General features: G+C 68.4%; 14 protein-coding genes. 10 read left to right on the top strand and 4 right to left on the bottom strand.

What is annotated here, in order from left to right:
• The first annotated feature begins 286 nt into the window (after positions 1 to 286).
• Genes AC1DWT_RS01440 through AC1DWT_RS01430 form a run of 3 tightly spaced genes read left to right on the top strand, consistent with a single transcriptional unit; the run spans position 287 to position 2,878 of the window.
• A complete protein-coding gene (locus AC1DWT_RS01440) occupies positions 287 to 1,306 on the top strand; it encodes a LacI family DNA-binding transcriptional regulator (protein WP_206014380.1) in 1,020 nt (339 codons plus the stop codon).
• A 60-nt stretch (positions 1,307 to 1,366) separates the two neighbouring features.
• Positions 1,367 to 1,774: a TIGR03618 family F420-dependent PPOX class oxidoreductase gene (locus AC1DWT_RS01435; protein ID WP_095862837.1), complete on the top strand. Its 408-nt coding sequence runs from the start codon at positions 1,367 to 1,369 to the stop codon at positions 1,772 to 1,774.
• Between the two features lie 27 nt (positions 1,775 to 1,801).
• Entirely contained in the window at positions 1,802 to 2,878 is a 1,077-nt protein-coding gene (locus AC1DWT_RS01430; RefSeq protein WP_206014378.1) for a S1C family serine protease, read from the top strand.
• On the opposite strand, the gene AC1DWT_RS01425 is transcribed toward AC1DWT_RS01430, so the two are convergent.
• The 3 genes from AC1DWT_RS01425 to AC1DWT_RS01415 form a co-directional block, all read right to left on the bottom strand.
• A complete protein-coding gene (locus tag AC1DWT_RS01425) occupies positions 2,879 to 3,916 on the bottom strand; it encodes an alpha/beta hydrolase (RefSeq protein ID WP_072938547.1) in 1,038 nt (345 codons plus the stop codon).
• Between the two features lie 147 nt (positions 3,917 to 4,063).
• Positions 4,064 to 5,005 carry a PIN domain-containing protein gene (locus AC1DWT_RS01420; protein ID WP_206014377.1) on the bottom strand — a complete coding sequence of 314 codons (942 nt, stop codon included), beginning with the start codon at positions 5,003 to 5,005 and terminating at the stop codon, positions 4,064 to 4,066.
• 124 nt (positions 5,006 to 5,129) lie between these two features.
• Positions 5,130 to 5,606, bottom strand: a complete 477-nt coding sequence (locus AC1DWT_RS01415) for a GtrA family protein (protein ID WP_072938553.1) — start codon at positions 5,604 to 5,606, stop codon at positions 5,130 to 5,132.
• Between the two features lie 80 nt (positions 5,607 to 5,686).
• Here AC1DWT_RS01415 and AC1DWT_RS01410 point away from each other — a divergent pair, with 80 nt between their 5' ends.
• The 4 genes from AC1DWT_RS01410 (at position 5,687) to AC1DWT_RS01395 (ending at position 10,173) form a co-directional block, all read left to right on the top strand.
• Complete coding sequence (locus AC1DWT_RS01410) at positions 5,687 to 7,120, top strand: FAD-binding oxidoreductase (protein ID WP_072938591.1); 1,434 nt, start codon at positions 5,687 to 5,689, stop codon at positions 7,118 to 7,120.
• Complete coding sequence (locus AC1DWT_RS01405; RefSeq protein ID WP_072938555.1) at positions 7,120 to 7,881, top strand: decaprenylphospho-beta-D-erythro-pentofuranosid-2-ulose 2-reductase; 762 nt, start codon at positions 7,120 to 7,122, stop codon at positions 7,879 to 7,881. Before AC1DWT_RS01410 ends, AC1DWT_RS01405 begins: the two co-directional genes overlap by 1 nt.
• 11 nt (positions 7,882 to 7,892) lie before the next feature.
• Positions 7,893 to 9,785 carry a galactan 5-O-arabinofuranosyltransferase gene (locus AC1DWT_RS01400; protein WP_477919428.1) on the top strand — a complete coding sequence of 631 codons (1,893 nt, stop codon included), beginning with the start codon at positions 7,893 to 7,895 and terminating at the stop codon, positions 9,783 to 9,785.
• Between the two features lie 112 nt (positions 9,786 to 9,897).
• On the top strand, positions 9,898 to 10,173 hold the full coding sequence (locus tag AC1DWT_RS01395; protein ID WP_072938560.1) for a hypothetical protein: 276 nt from the start codon (positions 9,898 to 9,900) through the stop codon (positions 10,171 to 10,173).
• Here AC1DWT_RS01395 and AC1DWT_RS01390 read toward each other — a convergent pair.
• Positions 10,170 to 10,871, bottom strand: a complete 702-nt coding sequence (locus AC1DWT_RS01390; RefSeq protein WP_072938563.1) for an MspA family porin — start codon at positions 10,869 to 10,871, stop codon at positions 10,170 to 10,172. The genes AC1DWT_RS01395 and AC1DWT_RS01390 overlap by 4 nt on opposite strands.
• Before the next feature lie 214 nt (positions 10,872 to 11,085).
• On the opposite strand from AC1DWT_RS01390, the gene AC1DWT_RS01385 reads away from it, so the two are divergent.
• The 3 genes from AC1DWT_RS01385 to AC1DWT_RS01375 all read left to right on the top strand — a co-directional run bounded on the left by AC1DWT_RS01385 (position 11,086) and on the right by AC1DWT_RS01375 (position 19,561).
• Positions 11,086 to 12,882, top strand: a complete 1,797-nt coding sequence (locus AC1DWT_RS01385) for a glycosyl transferase (protein WP_206014375.1) — start codon at positions 11,086 to 11,088, stop codon at positions 12,880 to 12,882.
• 55 nt (positions 12,883 to 12,937) lie between these two features.
• The gene (locus tag AC1DWT_RS01380) at positions 12,938 to 16,171 is read left to right on the top strand and encodes an arabinosyltransferase domain-containing protein (RefSeq protein WP_477919427.1); all 3,234 of its coding nucleotides are present in this window, start codon (positions 12,938 to 12,940) and stop codon (positions 16,169 to 16,171) included.
• Positions 16,172 to 16,237: 66 nt separating this feature from the next.
• A complete protein-coding gene (locus AC1DWT_RS01375) occupies positions 16,238 to 19,561 on the top strand; it encodes an arabinosyltransferase domain-containing protein (protein ID WP_206014373.1) in 3,324 nt (1,107 codons plus the stop codon).
• Positions 19,562 to 19,635 lie beyond the last annotated feature (74 nt).

The raw sequence follows: 19,635 nt of genomic DNA, 5'->3' as shown, positions 1-19,635 counted from the left end.
CCTCCGATTGAAACGGTTCATTTCTTGTTTATGAAGCTAGAAGTGACAGGCGCCACAAGTCAAGAGGTTCGGTAGAGCCGGTCACCACCGTGACCTTATCGTTATAAAAGCACGCCAGGTCGCTTACCGGATATTCCGCATCGTCTCGCCTGACAGCCGGTCTTGATTCCGGCCCCGCGGACGGCGATACTGTGAATGAAGCGATTCAAGAGCACTGGATTGTTCTCGGGCACCGGCCGACGCGACAATGTGCGCTGTCGAACGAGCCGGCTGAAGGGGGAATCGGATGGCAGCGTCCATGCGCGAGGTCGCCGCACTCGCGGGCGTCTCGATGGGAACGATCAGCAACGTGCTCAACCACCCCGAACTGGTGTCGGAGGCGACCCGCCAGCGAGTACACGAGGCCATCACCCAGCTCGGCTTCGTCCGCAACGACGCCGCCCGCCAACTCCGCGCCGGCCAGTCACGGATGCTCGCCGTCGTCGTCCTCGACGCGCGGAACCCCTTCTTCGTCGACGTCGCGTCGGGAGCCGAGGAAGTCGCCGAGGCGAACGAACTGCTGATGGTCATGATCAGCACCGGCGAATCGGAAGAACGCGAGAACCGGCAGCTCGGCCAGCTCATGGAACAACGCGTCCACGGAATCCTGCTCTGCCCCACCGGCGAGAGCACGCCGATGCTCGCCAACCTCGACCGTCAGGGCACCCCGGTGGTCCTGCTCGACCGCGGGTCCCGCACACCCGGCCGATCCTCCGTCGCCGTCGACGACGTCCACGGCGGCAGGATCGCCGCCCGCCACCTGATGGAGCAGGGGCACCGGAACCTCGTGTTCGTCGGCGGGCCCGACACCATCAGGCAGGTCCGCGACCGCCGGGACGGGGCGCTCAGCGCCGTCGCGGAATCGGCGAGCACCCGCATGCGCACCGTCGCCACCCGATCCCTCAGCATCGAGGCCGGCACCCACGCGGCCCGCGAGATTCTCGCGATGCCGCCGCAGGAGCGGCCCACGGCGGCGTTCTGCGCCAACGACCTGCTCGCACTCGGTGTGCTCCAGGAGTTCATCCAGCACGGCAAGCGCGTGCCCGAAGACCTCGCGATCGTCGGGTACGACGACATCGACTACGCCGCCGGTGCGGCCGTGCCGCTGACCTCCGTCGCCCAGCCGCGGAACGAACTGGGACGGGCGGCGGCCGAACTCCTGCTCGATCAGGTCAACAACCCCGACACCCACAAGCACCAGCAGCTCTCGTTCACCCCGACCCTCGTCGTCCGGGAGTCCACGGCCGCCTGCCCCGTGCGTGGTTGACGAGCGTCTGGACTCGTCAACCGCGCACCGGGCCGGAGGCCTCAGGGGTATCTTTCGGACATGTCGAAGCCACCTCTGACACCGAAGGCCGCCGAGATGTTCGCCCGGCCCAATTACGCCACCGTCGCCTGCGTCCGACCCGACGGGCAGCCCGTGTCCGTGGCCACCTGGTATCTGTTCGAGGGCGGCAGGGTGCTGGTCAACATGGACGCCGAGCGGAAGCGCCTCGACTACCTGCGGGGCGATCCCCGGGTCAGCCTCACCGCGATGGATCCCGGCGACTGGATCACCCACGTCAGCGTCCAGGGCCGGGTGACGGAGTTCGTCGACGACGAAGACCTCGCCGACATCGACCGCCTCGCGACGCATTACACCGGCAACCCGTACCCCGTCCGCGACCGGAAACGGGTCAGCGCCTGGATCGAGATCGACACCTGGCACGGCTGGGGGTCGCTGAAACAGTCCTGACCGAATCCGCGCCGACGACACCCGGGCATGACGACGCCCCGCGCCGCAACGGTCCTCGCCGTGGCCACGGCGGTGATCGGCAGCCTGCTGCTGAGCGCACCGACGGTCCGCGAATCGGGGCCGCCCGCGGCAACGGTGGCCCAGCCCGCGCCGCCTCCGCCACCGCCGCCCGTCGTCCTGACCCCGGAAGAGGTCGAGGCCAGGGTGATCCCGGCGATCGTCACCCTCGTCGCCGACTCGGGGCTCGTCGAAACCGCGGGAACGGGGATAGTGCTCACCCCCGACGGCGTCGTCCTCACCAATCATCACGTGATCGACGGTGCACTCGACATCAGCGCGGTGAGCCTCGGCAACGGTGCGGAGTACGTCGCGGACGTGCTCGGTTACGACAGTTCGCGCGACATCGCGGTCCTCCGGCTCCAGGGCGCGGGCGACCTTTCCGCCGCGCCCCTCGCGAAGGACACCGCCGTCGGCATCGGTGATCCGGTAACCGCGGTGGGCAACGCCGAAGGGGGCGGAGTCCCGGTGGCGGCACGGGGTTTCGTGACCGATCTCGGGCAGGCGATCACCGCTCGCAGTTCCACCGACGGTTCCCGGAACCGGCTGAACGGGTTGATCCAGATCGATGCGGCGGTCCGGCCCGGCGACTCCGGTGGCCCGCTCGTCGACGCCACCGCCGCCGTCATCGGCGTGAACACCGCGGGCAACGCCGACTCCGATCCCACCAAACCCGCTCCCGCCCAGCCGAGGTCGTATGCGGTGCCCATCGACACCGCGATGACGATCGTCGATCAGGTTCGCGCCGGGACGGCGTCCGCCACCGTGCACATCGGCGACACCCCCCTCCTCGGGATCAGCGTCACCGACGATCCTCGTGGCGCCGAGGTCCTCTGGGTCAGCATCGGCACCCCCGCCGACGACGCGGGCATCGACATCGGGGACGTCGTCACCGAATTCGACGGAATCCCGATCCGGTCCTCGGACGACCTCAGCGGGCTCATGATCGCGCGGCACCCCGGCGACGCGGTCGAAATCCGCTGGCTCGACGAGACCAGGAGGCCGCGGTCGACCACGATCGTGCTGGAGAAGGGCCCGCCGCGGTAGTCAGGCGGTCTTGTCCCGGGCGACACCGTCGTCCGGCCGCACCCGCGTCGCGACGAACCGCGCGATACGCCGAAGCACCACACGACTTTCCGGCAGACCGGGCCACAACGCCGGAAACGCATGCACCTGACCGTCCCAGATCTGCAGCGTCGTCGGCACACCCGCACCGCTCAGCCGATGCGCCATCAGCTCCGAATCCGACCGCAGCACCTCGCCCTCCGCGGCGAACAGCAACGACGGCGGCAGACCCTCGAGCGCACCGTTCACGGGCGACAGCGCGGGGTCGAGCACACCGTCCACCTCGCCGCCCAGCTTGCCGATGGTGACGAGCGCCTCCACGGGCGCGAACACGTCGCGGGCGGCGTTGGCGTGCACCAGCTTGTCGGCGCAGTCCAGGTCCAGCAGCGGCGACAGCCCGACCAGCCCGGCGGGGAGATCGACACCCTCCTCGCGGGCCTTCAACGCCGTCGCGAACACGAGGAACCCACCCGCCGAATCACCGGCGAACACCGTCCCGCCCGCCTGGGCTCCGTTCTCCAGCAACCACTTGTATGCCGTCAGACAGTCGTCGACGGAACCGCTGATGTTCGTGTCGGGCAGTTGCCGGTAGCCGACGTGCATCACCGGCAGTCCGGTCAGCTTCGCGATCGTCGCGACCACCGGCCGGTGCGTGTTCAGCCCGCAGCACAGGAACCCGCCGCCGTGGAGATAGAGGACGACACCGTCGCTCAGCTCCGGTGAGACTCCCGGGGCGCGCACGATCTCCGCGTCGAACCCGGGCAGCCGCACCTTCTGGCGGCGGATACCGGAAGCGGGGCGCATCCCCGCCGCGAGGTCCAGCAGCGCGGCCCTGCGGATCGCCGACTCGTTGATCGGCGCCATCCGCACCACGGGCCGGAGGAACCATCTGCATGCCTGGTAGAGAACCTGGGATTCGATACTCGGCCCCGCCAGCCGCGCACCCGAACGGTATTGGACGGTCGGTGTCCCATTCCGCTGCTGCACAGACGGCTTGCGGTCGTTCGGCACAGATTTCATGCCTTCTCCCCTGGTCGCCGATACCCGTCGCCGTTGACGGATACGTAAGTTCAACCTTGGAGTACCCGCCACGCTCGTGCGTCGCTGATGGTGGCTTCGGCCCCAAGTCGTTATGCCCGGTGCCCGAATCGTTACCGGCGGGTCGGATCAGCCGAAATCGAGATCGTCCAGCTCCTCCACCACGGTGACCTTGCGCTTGCGGCCACCCCGCATCCGGCCGATGCCACGGCGTCCGCCGGTGTCCGCGTTGCCGGACGGCAGGATCCGCTGCGGCGCCACCCGGGGGCGCGCCACGTGCGCGGGCGGCGGCGCGACCCGGGGTTCCACAGGGTCGGACACGACGAGGGGCGTCCGGGGCGGCGGGGCCGCGACCACGGGCCGTGGTGCCGCGGCCACGGTGGGCGGTGCCGCGACGGCGGCAGGCGGGGCGGGGACCGCGGCAGGCGGGGCGGCGATCGGCACGGAGACCCGTTCACGGCGGGGCAGGCCGGCGTCCCGCAGATCCACGTCGTCGAGCCCGGTCACCCACCGCAGCCGGTGGTCGAGACCGCGGTCCTGCAGCTCGGCCCAGATCTCGTCGTGCCACGCCCCGGGCTCGCCGCTCCCGAACGCCCGGGAGTTCGCGCTGACCCACACCACGTCCTCGGACGGGCGGCGGTCCGCGATGTCCAGGACCGTCAGCCAGTTCACCGTGGCCGTGTAGCCGCGCCGCTTCCGGTCCACATACGGGCGGCGGCGCTGCAGTTCACGGGCGGCGACTTCGAGGTGTGAGGTGTACGCCGGCTCGATCACGTCGCAGCCCATCGCCTCCAACTGCCGGGCGAGCGAGTCGACGTAACCGTCGGCCTTGGCCCGCGCGGCGTCCACGAACGCAGACAGGTCGTCGCGGAGCCCGAGCCGGTCGTACATCCGTGCCTGGACGGTGAGGGCCTCGATCATCGCGACCGACTCCCGCTGGTACCGGTGGGCGACCTCGACGAGGACGAGGCGGGGGACGAGCACTCGGCTGCCCCGGTCGAGGGCGTCGCGGACGAACGTCTCGAAGCGCGCGTCTCGCGTGACGGCCGAAGTATCGAGGACAATCAGCATTGATCGATTCTCACCGAACGCGTCGGCAGCGCCAGGGAAGTTGCTGAGTCGTTACCGAAACACCCGACCAGTCGGTATCGCAGCACCCGCCGGGGCATTGCCGCCCGGTTGCCGGGCGGCCATCTCAGTGGATCTTGAAGATCACCGCGCGCTGCACGACGAAGTTGATGACCGTCGCCGTGCCCTGCGCGATGACGAACGCGAGCGGCAGACGCCACCATTCGTCGGGGAATGCGTGGTACATCACCCAGTTGAGGCCCACCTGCACCGCAAACGTGACGGCGTACAGGATCACGACGGCGACGAAGCGGGCGCGGCTCGGTTCGGCCTTGAACGTCCACCGGCGATTGATCAGGTACGCGGTGGTGGTGCCCGCGATGAAGCTGATCGACTTCGCCACGTTGACGGGCAGCCCGACCACCTCGAACAGCAGGAAGTACAGGCCGAAGTCGACGACCGCCGACAGTCCACCGGTCAGGACGAAACGGACGATCTGCGTCTTCAGGTCCAGTGCGTCGTCGGCGATGTTCTCGGTGACGGGGATCTCGACGGGGAGCGGAACGTGAGGTTCGTGCTCGTGACTCGGCTGGGTTTCTGACACGACGACGAGGCTAGCGCCCCGTGAGTACTTCTTAACCGCCCGCGGTTAACAAGTACTCACAGGCGGTAGCCTCTATGCCGATGTCCACGACAGCAGAAGAGACGCCCACCCAGGCGCTCCCCACACAGACCCGCACCCTCACCGGCTGGGGACGCACCGCGCCCACCACCGCGCAGGTGCTGTCCACTCCCGACGTGGAGGTGATCGCGCAAGCGGTCGCCCAGGTCGCGGAGCAGAACGAGTCGAAGCCGGCTCACCTGCAGCGTGGGGTGATCGCCCGTGGCCTCGGCCGCTCCTACGGCGACCCGGCGCAGAACGCCGGTGGCCTGGTCATCGACATGAATGCGCTGAACCGGATCCATCGCATCGACCGCGACACCCACCTCGTGGAGGTCGACGCCGGCGTCAACCTGGATCAGCTGATGAAGGCGGCGCTGCCGTTCGGCCTGTGGGTTCCGGTGCTGCCGGGCACCCGGCAGGTCACCATCGGCGGTGCCATCGGCTCCGACATCCACGGCAAGAACCATCACAGCGCCGGCAGCTTCGGCAACCATGTGGTGTCGCTGGACCTGCTCACCGCCGACGGCAAGGTGCGGACGCTGACGCCGAAGGGCGGCCGCAACGACCCCAAGGGCGCCCTGTTCTGGGCGACGATCGGCGGCATGGGCCTGACGGGCATCATCCTCAAGGCGACCATCAAGATGACGCCGACCGAGACGGCGTATTTCATCGCCGACGGCGACGTCACCCAGACGCTCGACGAGACCATCGCGCTGCACAGCGACGGCAGCGAGGCCAACTACGAGTACTCGAGCGCCTGGTTCGACGCCATCGCCGCGCCCCCGAAGCTGGGCCGGGCCGCGGTCTCCCGGGGCTCGCTGGCGAAGCTCGACCAGTTGCCGGCGAAGTTGCAGAAGAATCCGCTGGCGTTCGACGCGCCGCAGCTGCTGACGTTCCCGGACGTGTTCCCGAACGGCCTGGCCAACAAGTTCAACTTCTCGATGATCGGCGAGCTGTGGTTCCGGAAGTCCGGCACCTACCGCGACAAGGTTCAGAACTTGACGCAGTTCTACCACCCGCTCGACATGTTCGGTGAGTGGAACCGCGCCTACGGATCGAACGGATTCCTGCAGTACCAGTTCGTGGTGCCGACCACCGCGGTCGAGGAGTTCAAGGCGATCATCCGCGACATCCAGACGTCGGGGCACTACTCGTTCCTCAACGTGTTCAAGCTGTTCGGCGAGGGCAACCAGGCGCCGCTGAGCTTCCCGATCCCGGGCTGGAACATCTGCGTCGACTTCCGCATCAAGCCCGGCCTGAACGAGTTCGTCACCGAACTCGACAAGCGGGTCCTGAAGTTCGGCGGCCGTCTCTACACGGCCAAGGATTCGCGGACCACCGCCGAGACGTTCCACGCCATGTACCCGCGGATCGACGAGTGGATCGCCACCCGCCGCAAGTACGACCCCACCAATGTCTTCGCCTCCGATATGTCCAGAAGGTTGGAACTGTAGTGATCAACGCTGTCGGGAACCCCCAGACCCTCCTGCTGCTCGGTGGCACCTCCGAGATCGGTCTCGCGATCTGCGAGGAGTACCTGAAGAAGGCGCCGATGCGGGTGATCCTCGCCGCGCTGCCCGGCGACCCCGGGCGCGACGGCGCGGTAGCCCAGCTGAAGGCGGCAGGCGCCAACGCCGTCGATGTCATCGACTTCGACGCCGTCGACACCGAGAGCCACCCGAAGGTCATCGACGACGCCTGGGCGAAAGGCGACGTCGACGTCACCATCGTCGCGTTCGGCCTCCTCGGCGACGCCGAGGAACTGTGGCAGAACCAGCGCAAGGCCGTCCAGATCGCCGAGGTCAACTACACCGCGGCCGTGTCCGTCGGCGTCCTGGTCGGCGAGAAGATGAAGGCACAGGGCTTCGGCCAGATCATCGCCATGTCGTCCGCCGCGGGCGAGCGCGTGCGCCGCTCCAACTTCGTGTACGGCTCCACCAAGGCCGGACTCGACGGCTTCTACCTCGGACTCGGTGAGGCCCTGCGTGAGTTCGGTCCGCGCGTCCTCGTCATCCGTCCCGGCCAGGTCCGCACCCGCATGTCCGCGGACGTGAAGGAAGCCCCGCTGACGGTGAACAAGGAAGACGTGGCCAAACTCGCCGTCACGTCGGCGGAGAAGGGCAAGGATCTCGTCTGGGCGCCCGGCGCATTCCGGTACGTGATGATGATCCTGCGGCACATCCCGCGACCGATCTTCAAGAAGCTGCCCATCTAAGCTTCGCCCTCGTGACGGAAGCAGACGTAGCACCGGCCCGACGGTCCCTGTCGACAGCTGCCGAAATGCTGCTGGGGGCCGTCGTGGCCGCGGTGGTGGCAGCGGTCGGACTGTTCGCGTTCGGGCGGGTGCAGTGGCCTGCGTTCAACTCGTCCAACGTGACCCAGGCCGTCACGACGGTCGGCCAGGTCGTGGCCATCGCGGGTATCGCGGTGTCGGTGCTGCTGGTCCGGCTGCACCGGGCCGCGCGGTTCGCCCGGCTGCTGTCGTGGGCGAGCCTGTCCGGCTTCGTCACCGTCACACTCGGTCTGCCGCTGGCCGCGACCAAGCTGTACCTGCACGGTGTCTCCGTCGACCAGGAGTTCCGCACCGAATACCTCACGCGGCTGACGGACTCGGCCGCACTGCGCGACATGACGTACGCCGACCTGCCGCCGTACTACCCGGCCGGCTGGTTCTGGGCGGGTGGGCGCGTCGCCAACCTCCTCGGCATGGACGGCTGGGAAGCGTTCAAGCCGTACGCCATCGGATCCCTCGCCGTCGCCGCCGTCGTCGCACTGGTGTTGTGGAGCAACCTGATCCGCCACGACCTGGCCATCGTGGTGTCCCTCGCGACGACGGCCCTCGTCCTGGCCTACGGTTCGCCGGAACCGTACGGCGCCGTCATCACGCTGCTGATCGGTCCCGCGCTTGTCCTCGCCTGGGGCGGCCTGAATCGTGCCGACGGGCGCGGCGGTTGGGGTGCCGTGATCGGCACCGGCCTGTTCCTCGGTCTCGCCGCCACGTTCTACACGCTGTATCTCGGTCTCGCCGCCTTCGCGATCACCCTGCTCGCACTGCTGGCGGCGGCGCTGCGCGTGCGCGCCCGGAAGTCGTGGCGGGCGGCGGTCGACCCGCTGGTCCGGCTGATCGTGATCGCCGCCGTGTCCGGGCTCCTCGCCCTGACCGTGTGGCTGCCGTATCTACTGAAGGTCGTGGGTGGTTCGCCCGCCGCGTCGGGAACCGCGCTGCACTACCTGCCCGAGGCGGGCGCACAGCTGCCGTTGCCGATGATCCACTTCTCCCTCACCGGGGCGTTGTGCCTGCTCGGCACCATCTGGCTCGTCGCCCGCGCGTCGACGTCACGGCGCGCGCAGGCCCTCGGCGTCGGAGTGGTGGCCATCTACCTGTGGTCGCTGTTGTCGATGGCGTTCACGGTGCTCGGCAGCACCCTGCTCTCGTTCCGGCTCGAGCCCGTGCTGATCGTCCTGCTCGGCGCGGCAGGCGTCTTCGGATTCGTCGAATTCGCGGGGTGGCTCGTGCTCGCGACCAGCGACAACCCGCGGGTCAAGGGTGCGGTCCTGGTGATCGGCGTGCTGGGTGCGCTGTCGTTCGTCCAGAACATCCCGAAGTTCCTCGACGCCGACATCGCCGTCGCCTACACCGACACCGACGGCAACGGCGAACGCGCCGACCAGCGCCCACCCGGTGCCGCCGCCCACTACGCGGCGGTCGACGAACTCATCCGGGCGCAGGTCCCCCGCGACCGCGACGACACGGTGGTCCTCACCGCCGACACCAGCTTCCTCAGCTTCTACCCCTACCTCGGGTTCCAGGCGCTGACGTCGCATTACTCGAATCCCTTGGCGGACTTCGCCGGACGCGCCCGGACCATCGCGGAGTGGAGCGAGCTCGAGACACCCGACCAGCTGGTGGCCGCACTCGACGCGGCGCCGTGGCGGGCGCCCGACGCGTTCGTGTTCCGGCAGGGCCCCGACGGATACACGCTGCGGCTCGCCGAGGACGTGTATCCCAACGACCCCAACGTGCGCCGCTACACCGTCACGTTCCCGAAGGAACTGTTCGACGACCCGCGATTCACGGTGTCGGAGACCGGACCGTTCGTCGTCGTCACAAGAAACTGATCGGTCTGTTCGCGTTTACTCGGCCCTGCTCGCGGGAACACCGCAGCCAATCAGGGAAGCGGGTATTTTCCGCGCCCCGAGGGGAATTGTCGGGTCGTCGCGAGGAGCGGTCATGCCGGATGCAGTGGAACCTCGACGTGCCGGCAGCGGTGCCGAAGACTATCTTCTCGGCACCGCTCCCGGTGAGGTGATCGTGCATGCCGGACTCGCAACGACGATCGGAGCGATCATCGGTGTCTACGTCGGGCACTGGGCGCTTTTCGTGGTCGCAGTGCTCGGCGCCGCCGTGTTCGTCGCCGGCGACGTCGTCGTCCATCTGAGTCGACAAAGGTCGCCGGACATCAGTCCGGCGACCCCTGTCAGGCACCCTGTCGGGCGGGCTGCCTAGTTGAGCTTCTGCGGCACGCCGTAAGTCATCACGGTGTCACCGTTCTCCGTCACGGCCATCGCGTACGGACGGATGGTGACCGGCCCGATAGCACCGGAGATGGAGCCATGAACTCCCTGCATCCTGACCACAGCCGCCGATCCGTCGAACTCCTGCCCCTCGAGGAGCGGGACGGTGGTGATTCCACCCGGTTCCAGGTCGATATCGAGTTCCTGCGACGGAATGATGTCACCGGCGAGTTCCGCGTTGGTCCCTGCGTTCAGGTCCAGCGTGAAGTCGGGGACGAGTCCCAGGTTGATTCCATTACTCGACCCGATTGCGAACCCGAGTCCGGGCGAGTTGAGGACGATGGTCGCGCCTGCCAACGAGACCGGGTAACCGATCTGATAACCGACGGTGAGCTGAGTTCCCTTGAACTCTTCCGCGTTCGGCCCGGTGATGGCGACCCCCGCGTAACCGTTGTGGAAGAACTCCACGCTGGTAGGTACGCCGTCCAGCGGCGGTACGACCTGATACTGCGTGTCGCCCTGGACGACTTCGATGCGATTCCCTCGTGCATCGATCACGGAGCTGGAATTGTCCACGCCGGCCGACGCCGTGCCGTTGCCCATGACCATGGCGAGCGCGGCGATGCCTGCGACTGCAACCGTCCGTGTGAAGCGTTTGTACCCAAATCGAGATGTGCTGATGTCCGTCATGCCGACCCCATTCAGAATGCACTGCAACCGATACGGAAAAGCATGCTGAGCGTAACCAGTGGGGCAGAAGAATATCCCTGTATTGATCAGAAGTTCACAAATCAACTTGATGTGATACACGCAACAATTACCCGATCGCAACCCAGGAAGCTCTCAGCGACCTCCGGTACCCTCGATCGATTGACATCGACCCGAGAACCGGAGGCGCTGCTGCGTGACTGAGATACTCACCCCGGTCGAGACGACTCGGCCCGCCGGGAGCACCAGCACCACCGCTCGCCCTGTCCGCTCCCGTTTCCGGCCGCACCCGGCCGATGTCGCAGCGGTCGTCTTCTATGTCGGCCTGGCCGCATTCGTGTTGGCCCGCCAGTGGAAACACCTCGGAACCGGCTATCTGGTGCGCAGCGGCCAGGACCAGACCATGTGGGAGTGGTTCTTCGCGGTCGCCGCACGCTCGCTGGTCCGTCTGGAGAACCCGCTGTCCAGCGACCTGCAGAACTATCCACTGGGCGTCAATCTCATGGGCAACACGGCGATGTTCGGCATCAGCATTCCGCTGGCGCCCATCACACTGTTGTTCGGACCGAACGTCACATTCACTCTGGCACTCACACTTGGCCTGTCGGGCACGGCAATTGCCTGGTATTGGGTCTTCTCACGGCACGTCGTGTCCTCGCGACTCGCGGCGGCCGTCGGCGGCGGCCTGTGCGGTTTCGCACCCGCCCTGATCTCGCACACCAACGGGCATCCCAACTTCGTCGCCCTGTTCCTGCTGCCCTTCATCGCGCTCGCCGTGATCAGGCTGGGCAGCGGCGCGCGACCCGTGCGCGACGGCATCGTGCTGGGACTGCTGATCGCCTACCAGATCTTCCTCGGCGAGGAACCCCTGCTGATCTACGCGCTGGCGTTCACGGTGTTCGGGATCGCCTACGCGGCGTCGCGCCCGCGGACCGCGTTCGCGGCAGTCAGGCACAGCATCAAGGGTTTTGCGGTCGCGGGCGGCGTCGCGCTGGCCGTCGCCGCCGTTCCCCTGTGGTGGCAGTTCTTCGGGCCCGACAGCTACCGCGCGATCGAACACGGCCCGGTGGGCAACGATACCGAGTCGTTCACCAGCTTTCCGACATCCTCCCTGGCAGGCGAGCCCGGGTCCGCCGAGTTCAGCATGAACGCCACCGAGGAGAACGCGTACTTCGGCTGGCCCCTGCTGATTCTCCTCGGCCTGTCCGCCCTGTGGCTGTGGCGGATGCCGCTCGCACGCGCGGCGGCCGCCACGGTCGGGGTGATGGGTGTCCTGTCGCTCGGGACGTCGCTGACGATCGGCGGCTGGGACACCGGAATTCCGTTGCCGTGGAAGCTGATCTCACACCTGCCGCTCCTCGAGTCCGTCCTCGAGTCGCGCTTCGCGATGGGCTGCCTGCCCGCCGCCGCGCTGCTGCTCACGCTCGGCACCGACCGCGCCCTGGCGTCCGCCCGCGAGGGCCAGCGGACCACCACGCTGCTGTGGGTCGGGTGGCTCGTGGTGGCGCTGCTTCCGCTGACGCCGACACCCCTGGCAGTCGTGCAGCGGGACGCCGCGCCGAACTTCTTCGCCGACGGTACGTGGCGGGACTACGTCACCGACGGTTCCGTCGTCACGGTGCCGCTCCCCTCCCCGGAAAACGCCCGGATGCTGCGCTGGCAGACCGAGCAGGATCTCGCATTCCCCATTGCCGGTGGATATTTCGTCGGCCCGGCCGGCAGCGAGCAGCGGGGCAAGTACGGGCCCGACGACCGCCCCACCGCACTACTGCTCGCGTCCGCGCAGTCGTCCGGCCAGGTACCGGTCATCGACGACGCGACGAGGGCCCAGGCGCTGACCGACCTGAAGTTCTGGAACGCCGACGTCCTGGTCCTGCCGCACACCCAGAACGATCGCGTCCTGCGCGAGACGGTCCGGCAACTCGTCGGGGCGCCGGCGAAACCCGTCGACGGCGTGTGGCTGTGGGACGTGCGGTGGCTGCACCACCCGTGAGTACTTATCAACCGCCGGACGTTAATAAGTACTCACGGGTGACTAACATCGTGCTGTGCCACAACCGCCGCTGCCCGACGTCCGGAGCATCCGCACTTCCCGGCTCATCGCGATCGTCACCGGCCTGATCGGTTTCGTTCTCGCGCTGGCCACCCCGTTCCTGCCGGTGAAGCAGGACGCCGCGACGATCGACTGGCCGCAGAACGGCACGCTCGGCAGCGTCGAGGCGCCCCTGGTCTCGTACACGCCGCTGGCCCTGCAGGTGAACGTTCCCTGCTCGGTGTTCACGCAACTCGGGCCCGACGGCGGCACCGTCGTCTCCACCCTCCCGAACCGGGCGCCCGACTTCGAGAAGAACGGCCTCGTCGTGAAGGCGGGGGCCGGCGGCACGGTCGACGTCACCCTTCGCGGCAGGTCCCTGATCTCGGCGGGTGCGGGGGACCTGCAGGGCTGCACCGGTCTCACCGTCACGTCCGACTACCAGCGGACGTCGGCCGAGGTCACGGGCACCGCCGAACCGCTCGCCGGTTCCGTCGAGGGCGACCAGCGACCGCAGATGGTCGGCCTGTTCACCGACCTGCAGGGGGCGGCGCCCGCCGACTTGAGCGTGCACGTCGACCTCGACTCCCGGTTCTCGTCGAGCCCGACGCTGCTCAAACTGCTGGCGATGATCGTGTGCGTCCTCGCGACGCTGACGTCGCTGTACGCGTTGCACCGCGTGGACGGCATCGACGGCAGGCGCGCCCGCCGCTTCCTGCCTGCGCACTGGTGGAAGTTCACCGGCGTCGACGCCGTCGTGATCGGGACGCTGCTGCTGTGGCACGTGGTGGGCGCGAACACGTCCGACGACGGCTATCTCCTGGGCATGGCGCGGGTGTCGGAGCATTCCGGTTACATGGCCAACTATTTCCGCTGGTTCGGCGTCCCCGAGGCGCCGTTCGGCTGGTCGTACGAACTGCTCGCGACGCTGGCGAAGGTGAGCACGGCGAGCATGTGGATGCGACTGCCGACGCTGCTCGCGGCGCTGCTCTGCTGGATGGTGATCAGCCGGGAGGTCATTCCCCGCCTCGGTGTCGCCGTGCGCCGCAACAGGACTGCCCTCTGGACCGGTGGCCTGGTCTTCCTGGCGTTCTGGTTGCCGTACGACAACGGGTTGCGCCCCGAACCGGTCATCGCGCTCGGCGCCCTCCTCACGTGGTGTTCCATCGAACGGGCCATCGCCACCGGACGACTGCTTCCCGGTGCCGTCGCCGTGCTGATCGCCGCGTTCTCCCTCGCCGCCGGACCGTCCGGGCTGATCTGCATCGCGGCCCTGATCGCGGGTGCGCGGCCGATCCTGCAGATCATCATCGCGCGCGGCCACCGGGTGGGATTTGCGTCCCAGATCCTGCCGATCCTCGCCGCGGGAACGGTCGTGATGGTGGCCGTCTTCGCGGATCAGACACTGGCGACGGTGCTCGAATCGACGCGTGTCCGCACTGTCCTCGGCCCTAACGTGGCATGGTTCGACGAACGGCTGCGCTGGGATTCGCTGATGGGGATCTCCCCGGACGGCTCGCTGGCCCGCCGGTTCGGTGTGTTCGTGATGCTGCTGTGCGTCGTGGTCTGCGTGATGCTGATCCTGCGCAAGGGGAAGGTGCCCGGGACCGCGATCGGGCCGTCGCGCCGCATCCTCGGCATCGTGTTCGCGTCGCTGCTGCTGATGATGTTCACGCCCACCAAGTGGACCCACCACTTCGGGGTGTACGCGGGGCTCGCGGGTTCGGTCGCGGTGCTCGCCGCGGTCGGGGTGGGGGCGGCGAGTATCCGCTCGAAACGGAACCGCACGCTGTTCGCCGCGGGTGTCCTGTTCATCCTCGCGGTCGCGTTCACCAGTTCCAACGGCTGGTGGTACGTCTCCAGCTACGGCGTCCCGTGGTGGGACAAGCCGCCGATGATCGCGGGCAAGGGTTTCTCCACGCTGTTCCTGGGACTCACGGTCCTCATGCTGCTCCTGGCCGCCTGGTACCACGTCCGCGAGCCGTACGAGACGGGCAAGAAGCCCAACGGGAAGCGCGCCCGGATGCTCGCGCCGTCGCCGCTGACCGTCGCGGCCGGTGCCGTCGTCCTGTTCGAGGTGCTGTCGCTGCTGAAGGGGGCCGTCGCGCAGTACCCGGGGTACTCCATCGCGAAGGCCAACATCGAGTCGGTCACCGGCGGCACGTGTGCGCTCGCCGACGAGGTCCTCGTCGAAACCGACCCGACCGCCGCCCTGCTGCAACCGCTCACCCCCGTCACCGACCAGGGCGGTGCGGGCGCGTTCGGTGCGACGTCCGCGGAGGGCTTCACCCCCAACGGCATCGCAGACGACCTCACCGCCGACTCCGAGAAGATCGCGACCGGCGGCGCCAACACCGTCGACACCGAAACCGACGAGACGACCACGGGCACCAGTTCCGGCACCGGTGGCGRCACCGAGGCCACCGCCGGAGTCAACGGCAGCACCGTGACGCTGCCGTTCGGTCTCGACCCCGCCCGAACCCCGGTTCTCGGCAGCTACCAGCCGGGCGGGGAGCAGAAACCCGCCTCCCTCACCACCGGCTGGTACGGGCTGCCCGACCGCAGCGACGACGCACCGATCGTCACGATCTCGGCGGCCGGACGCATCCGGTCGGTCGACGCGGACGGCGTCGTCACCCCCGGCCAGAGCCTGAAGGTCGAGTACGGGGTGGCCGGTCCCGACGGGTCCGTCACCGCGCTCGGCACCGTCGACCCGATCGACATCGGACCGTCCCCGTCCTGGCGCAACCTGCGGGTGCCACTCGACCAGCTGCCCGCCGAGGCGAACACGGTCCGGCTCGTCGCGGACGACCCGGACACCGACCCCGGACAGTGGCTGGCGGTCACGCCGCCCCGGGTGCCGAAGATGCAGACCCTGCAGACCGTCGTCGGGTCCAGCGACCCCGTGCTCCTCGACTGGGCCGTCGGGCTCGCATTCCCCTGCCAACGCCCGTTCGACCACCGGTACGGGGTCGCCGAGGTCCCGCAGTGGCGCGTTCTTCCCGACCGCATCGGCGCCGAGTCCACGAACGCCTGGCAGGACAAGTTCGGCGGCGGCCCGCTGGGCTGGACGGACCAGTTGCTGTCGGCGAGCACCCTGGCCACCTACCTGTCGAACGACTGGGACCGCGACTGGGGTTCGCTCGAGCGGTACACGCCGCTGGACGAGTCGGCGACGCCCGCCGAGGTCGAATCCGAACAGGTGACCAGGTCGGGTACCTGGTCGGCCGGACCGGTGCGTTACTACTAGAAGCGCCCCTACCCTCTGGTAGGCGGCAATATGCCTCCTCAGGTTCCTGACATACCATCGACAACCGTGCCCGACGCTCTGACAACTTCCGTCTCCGATCCCGAAGCCACTTCGCCGCCTGCTCGCCAGGACCGGCGGAGTGAGTACCGGACCGCTCGTCTGATCGCCATCGTCACCGGCCTCATCGGGTTCGTGCTGGCGGTGGCCACCCCGTTCATGCCGGTGCAACAGACCACCGCAGCGGTGAACTGGCCGGAGAACGGCGTCGTCGGCGACCTCGAGGCACCGCTGGTGTCGCAGGTCCCGATCGACATGTCGGCGTCGATCCCGTGTTCGGCGGTGGCCGGGCTTCCCCCGCAGGGCGGAATCCTGCTGGCCACGGCCCCCGCGCAGGGCGAGGGTGCAGCGCTCAACGCGATGTTCGTGCGGGTGTCGGACAAGTCCGTGGACGTGCTCGACCGCAACGTCACCATCGCCACGGCGCCCCGCGCACAGGTGCAGTCGGGCGCCTGTAGCGAGATCCGCATCACATCGAACATCGACGCGACGTCCGCCGAGTTCGTGGGCCTGACGACCCCGACCGGCGACCCGATCGCCGGTTCCCTCACCGGTGACCTCCGCCCGCAGGTGGTGGGCGTGTTCAGCGACCTCCGCGACGGGGCGGCGCCGGCAGGTCTGTCGTTCACGATGAACGTGGACTCCCGGTTCTCGTCGAGCCCCACGCTGATCAAGCTCGTCGCCATGATCGTGGCTCTCCTCGCCACGGCGATCGCCCTGGTCGCCCTCGGCCGCCTCGACGGCACGGACGGGCGCGGGCACCGCAACTTCCTGCCGTCGCACTGGTGGAAGTTCACCGGACTCGACACGATCGTCGTGGGCACGCTGGTGCTGTGGCACTTCATCGGCGCGAACACCTCCGACGACGGCTATCTGCTCACCATGGCCCGGGTCTCCGACCACGCCGGCTACATGGCCAACTACTTCCGCTGGTTCGGCGTCCCCGAGGCGCCGTTCGGCTGGTATTACGACGTCCTCGCGGCGATGGCCAAGATCTCGACGGCCAGCCCGTTCATGCGACTGCCCGCCCTGATCGCCGGGATCCTGTGCTGGATGGTGATCAGCCGGGAGGTCGCTCCGCGCCTCGGCCGGTCGGTCCGGCGCAACAAGGTGGCGCTGTGGACCGGCGGACTCGTGTTCCTCGCGTTCTGGCTGCCCTACAACAACGGTCTGCGGCCCGAGCCCATCGTGGCGCTCGGCGCCCTGCTCACGTGGTGCTCCATCGAGCGTTCCATCGCGACCGGACGTCTCCTTCCCGCGGCCGTCGCCGTCCTGATCGGCGCGTTCACTCTCGCGGCCGCCCCGACGGGTCTGATGTGTGTGGCCGCCCTGCTCGCCGGCGCCCGCCCGCTCGTCCGGATCGTCGTCAAACGCCACCGCCAGGTGGGGACGCTGCCGCTGCTGGCGCCAATCGCGGCGGCGGGCACGATCGTCCTCGTGGTCGTGTTCGCCGACCAGACCATCGCCGCGGTGATGGAGGCCACCAGGGTCCGCACCCTGATCGGCCCGAACCTCGAGTGGTACAAGGACTTCCTGCGCTACTACTACCTGTTCGTCCCGACCGTCGACGGTTCCGTGGCCCGCCGCTTCGCGTTCCTGACGATGATCCTGTGCCTGCTGACGACGCTGTTCATCCTGTTGCGCCGCAGGCGTATTCCCGGTGCCGCCACCGGACCGTCGTGGCGCCTGCTCGGTGTCGTGTTCGGCACGATCTTCTTCATGATGTTCAACCCCACCAAGTGGACCCATCACTTCGGTGCGTACGCGGGCATCGCCGGTTCGCTGGCCGCGCTGACCGCTGTCGCGGTGTCGGCGTCCGCGCTACGGTCGCGCCGCAACCGGACGATCTTCCTGGCCGGACTGCTGCTCATGCTGGCGTTGACGTTCGCGGGCATCAACGGCTACTGGTATGTCTCGAGCTACGGCGTGCCGTGGTTCGACAAGACCGTCTCCATCGGCGGACGCCAGTCCAACACGTTCTTCCTCGTCCTGTTCGGGCTGGCCGTCGCCCTGGCCGCCTGGCAGTACCTGCGTGAGGGATTCGCCGCGCCACCCGTCCGCGCCAACACCGAGAAGGGCAGGCGGATCAGGAAATTCGCGGCCGCCCCGCTCACCGTCGTCGCCGGCATCATGGTGCTGTTCGAAGTCCTCTCCCTCCTCAAGGGCGCCGTCTCCCAGTACCCGGCGTACTCGCTCGCCCGCTCCAACTTCGACTCCCTCACCGGACAGACGTGCGGGCTCGCCGAGGACGTCCTCGTCGAAGGCGACACCAACGGCGGAAACCTCACTCCCATCAACGATCCCGCGCAGCCGCTCGCGAACCCCGCCGACCCGCTCGGCGGAGCGAACCCCGTCGGATTCTCGCCCAACGGGGTGCCGTCCGACCTGACCGCCGACTACGTCGAGGTCAAGCAGGGCATGGGCAACACCGACAACCAGAGCGTCGGGCCCAGCTTCGAGACCGGATCGAGCGCCGGAACCAGCGGCGGCACCGGAAATGTCGGCGTCAACGGCAGCACCGCCAAGCTGCCGTTCGGACTCAACCCGGCCACGACACCCGTCATGGGCAGCTATCAGGAAGGCGTGCAGGAGCCGGCGACGCTGTCGTCCAGCTGGTACGCCCTCCCCGAACGCAGCGACGACACCCCGCTGATCGTCATGTCCGCCGCGGGCCGCATCTGGTCGGTCGACGCAACCGGCGCCCTCACCTACGGTCAGTCGCTGCTGCTCGAATACGGCAAGCGTCAGCCCGACGGCACCGTCCAGGCCCAGGGCACCTACCTGCCCAAGGACATCGGGCCCGCACCGTCGTGGCGCAACCTGCGCGTGCCGATCAGCGAACTGTCCCCCGACGCCGACTCCGTGCGGATCGTCGCCAACGACCCCAACCTCACCGGCGATCAGTGGCTGGCGTTCACCCCGCCGCGGGTTCCGAAGCTCGAGACCCTCAACTCGACGATCGGCAGCTCGCAGCCCGTGCTGCTGGACTGGGCCGTCGGACTGCAGTTCCCGTGCCAGCGCCCGTTCGACCACCAGTACGGTGTCGCGGAGATGCCGAACTACCGCATCCTCCCCGACCGTCCGCTGGCCGTCAGCTCCACCGACACCTGGCAGTCCGCGGAGAACGGTGGCCCCCTCGGCTTCACCGAACTGCTCGCCAGCGCCACCGCCATCCCCACCTACATGCGGGACGACTGGGGACGCGACTGGGGCTCCCTCGAGCGCTTCGACCGGTACTACCCGGACGCCACCGCGGCCACCGTCGACACCGAGACCGCCACCCGGTCCGGACTGTGGAAGCCGGGCACTCTGCGGGTGTACCCCACCCCGTAGCGGTCTCCGGGAGGCGGAGTTGTCCACAACTTTCCGTCCATCCACAGGCCAATTTCCGACCTGGGCTTTTCGGC

This window comes from Rhodococcus sp. P4_B6 (genome assembly GCF_056402215.1).
The sequence above is the reverse complement of the archived record's forward strand: the minus strand, read 5'-3'. Positions and strand labels throughout refer to the sequence as shown.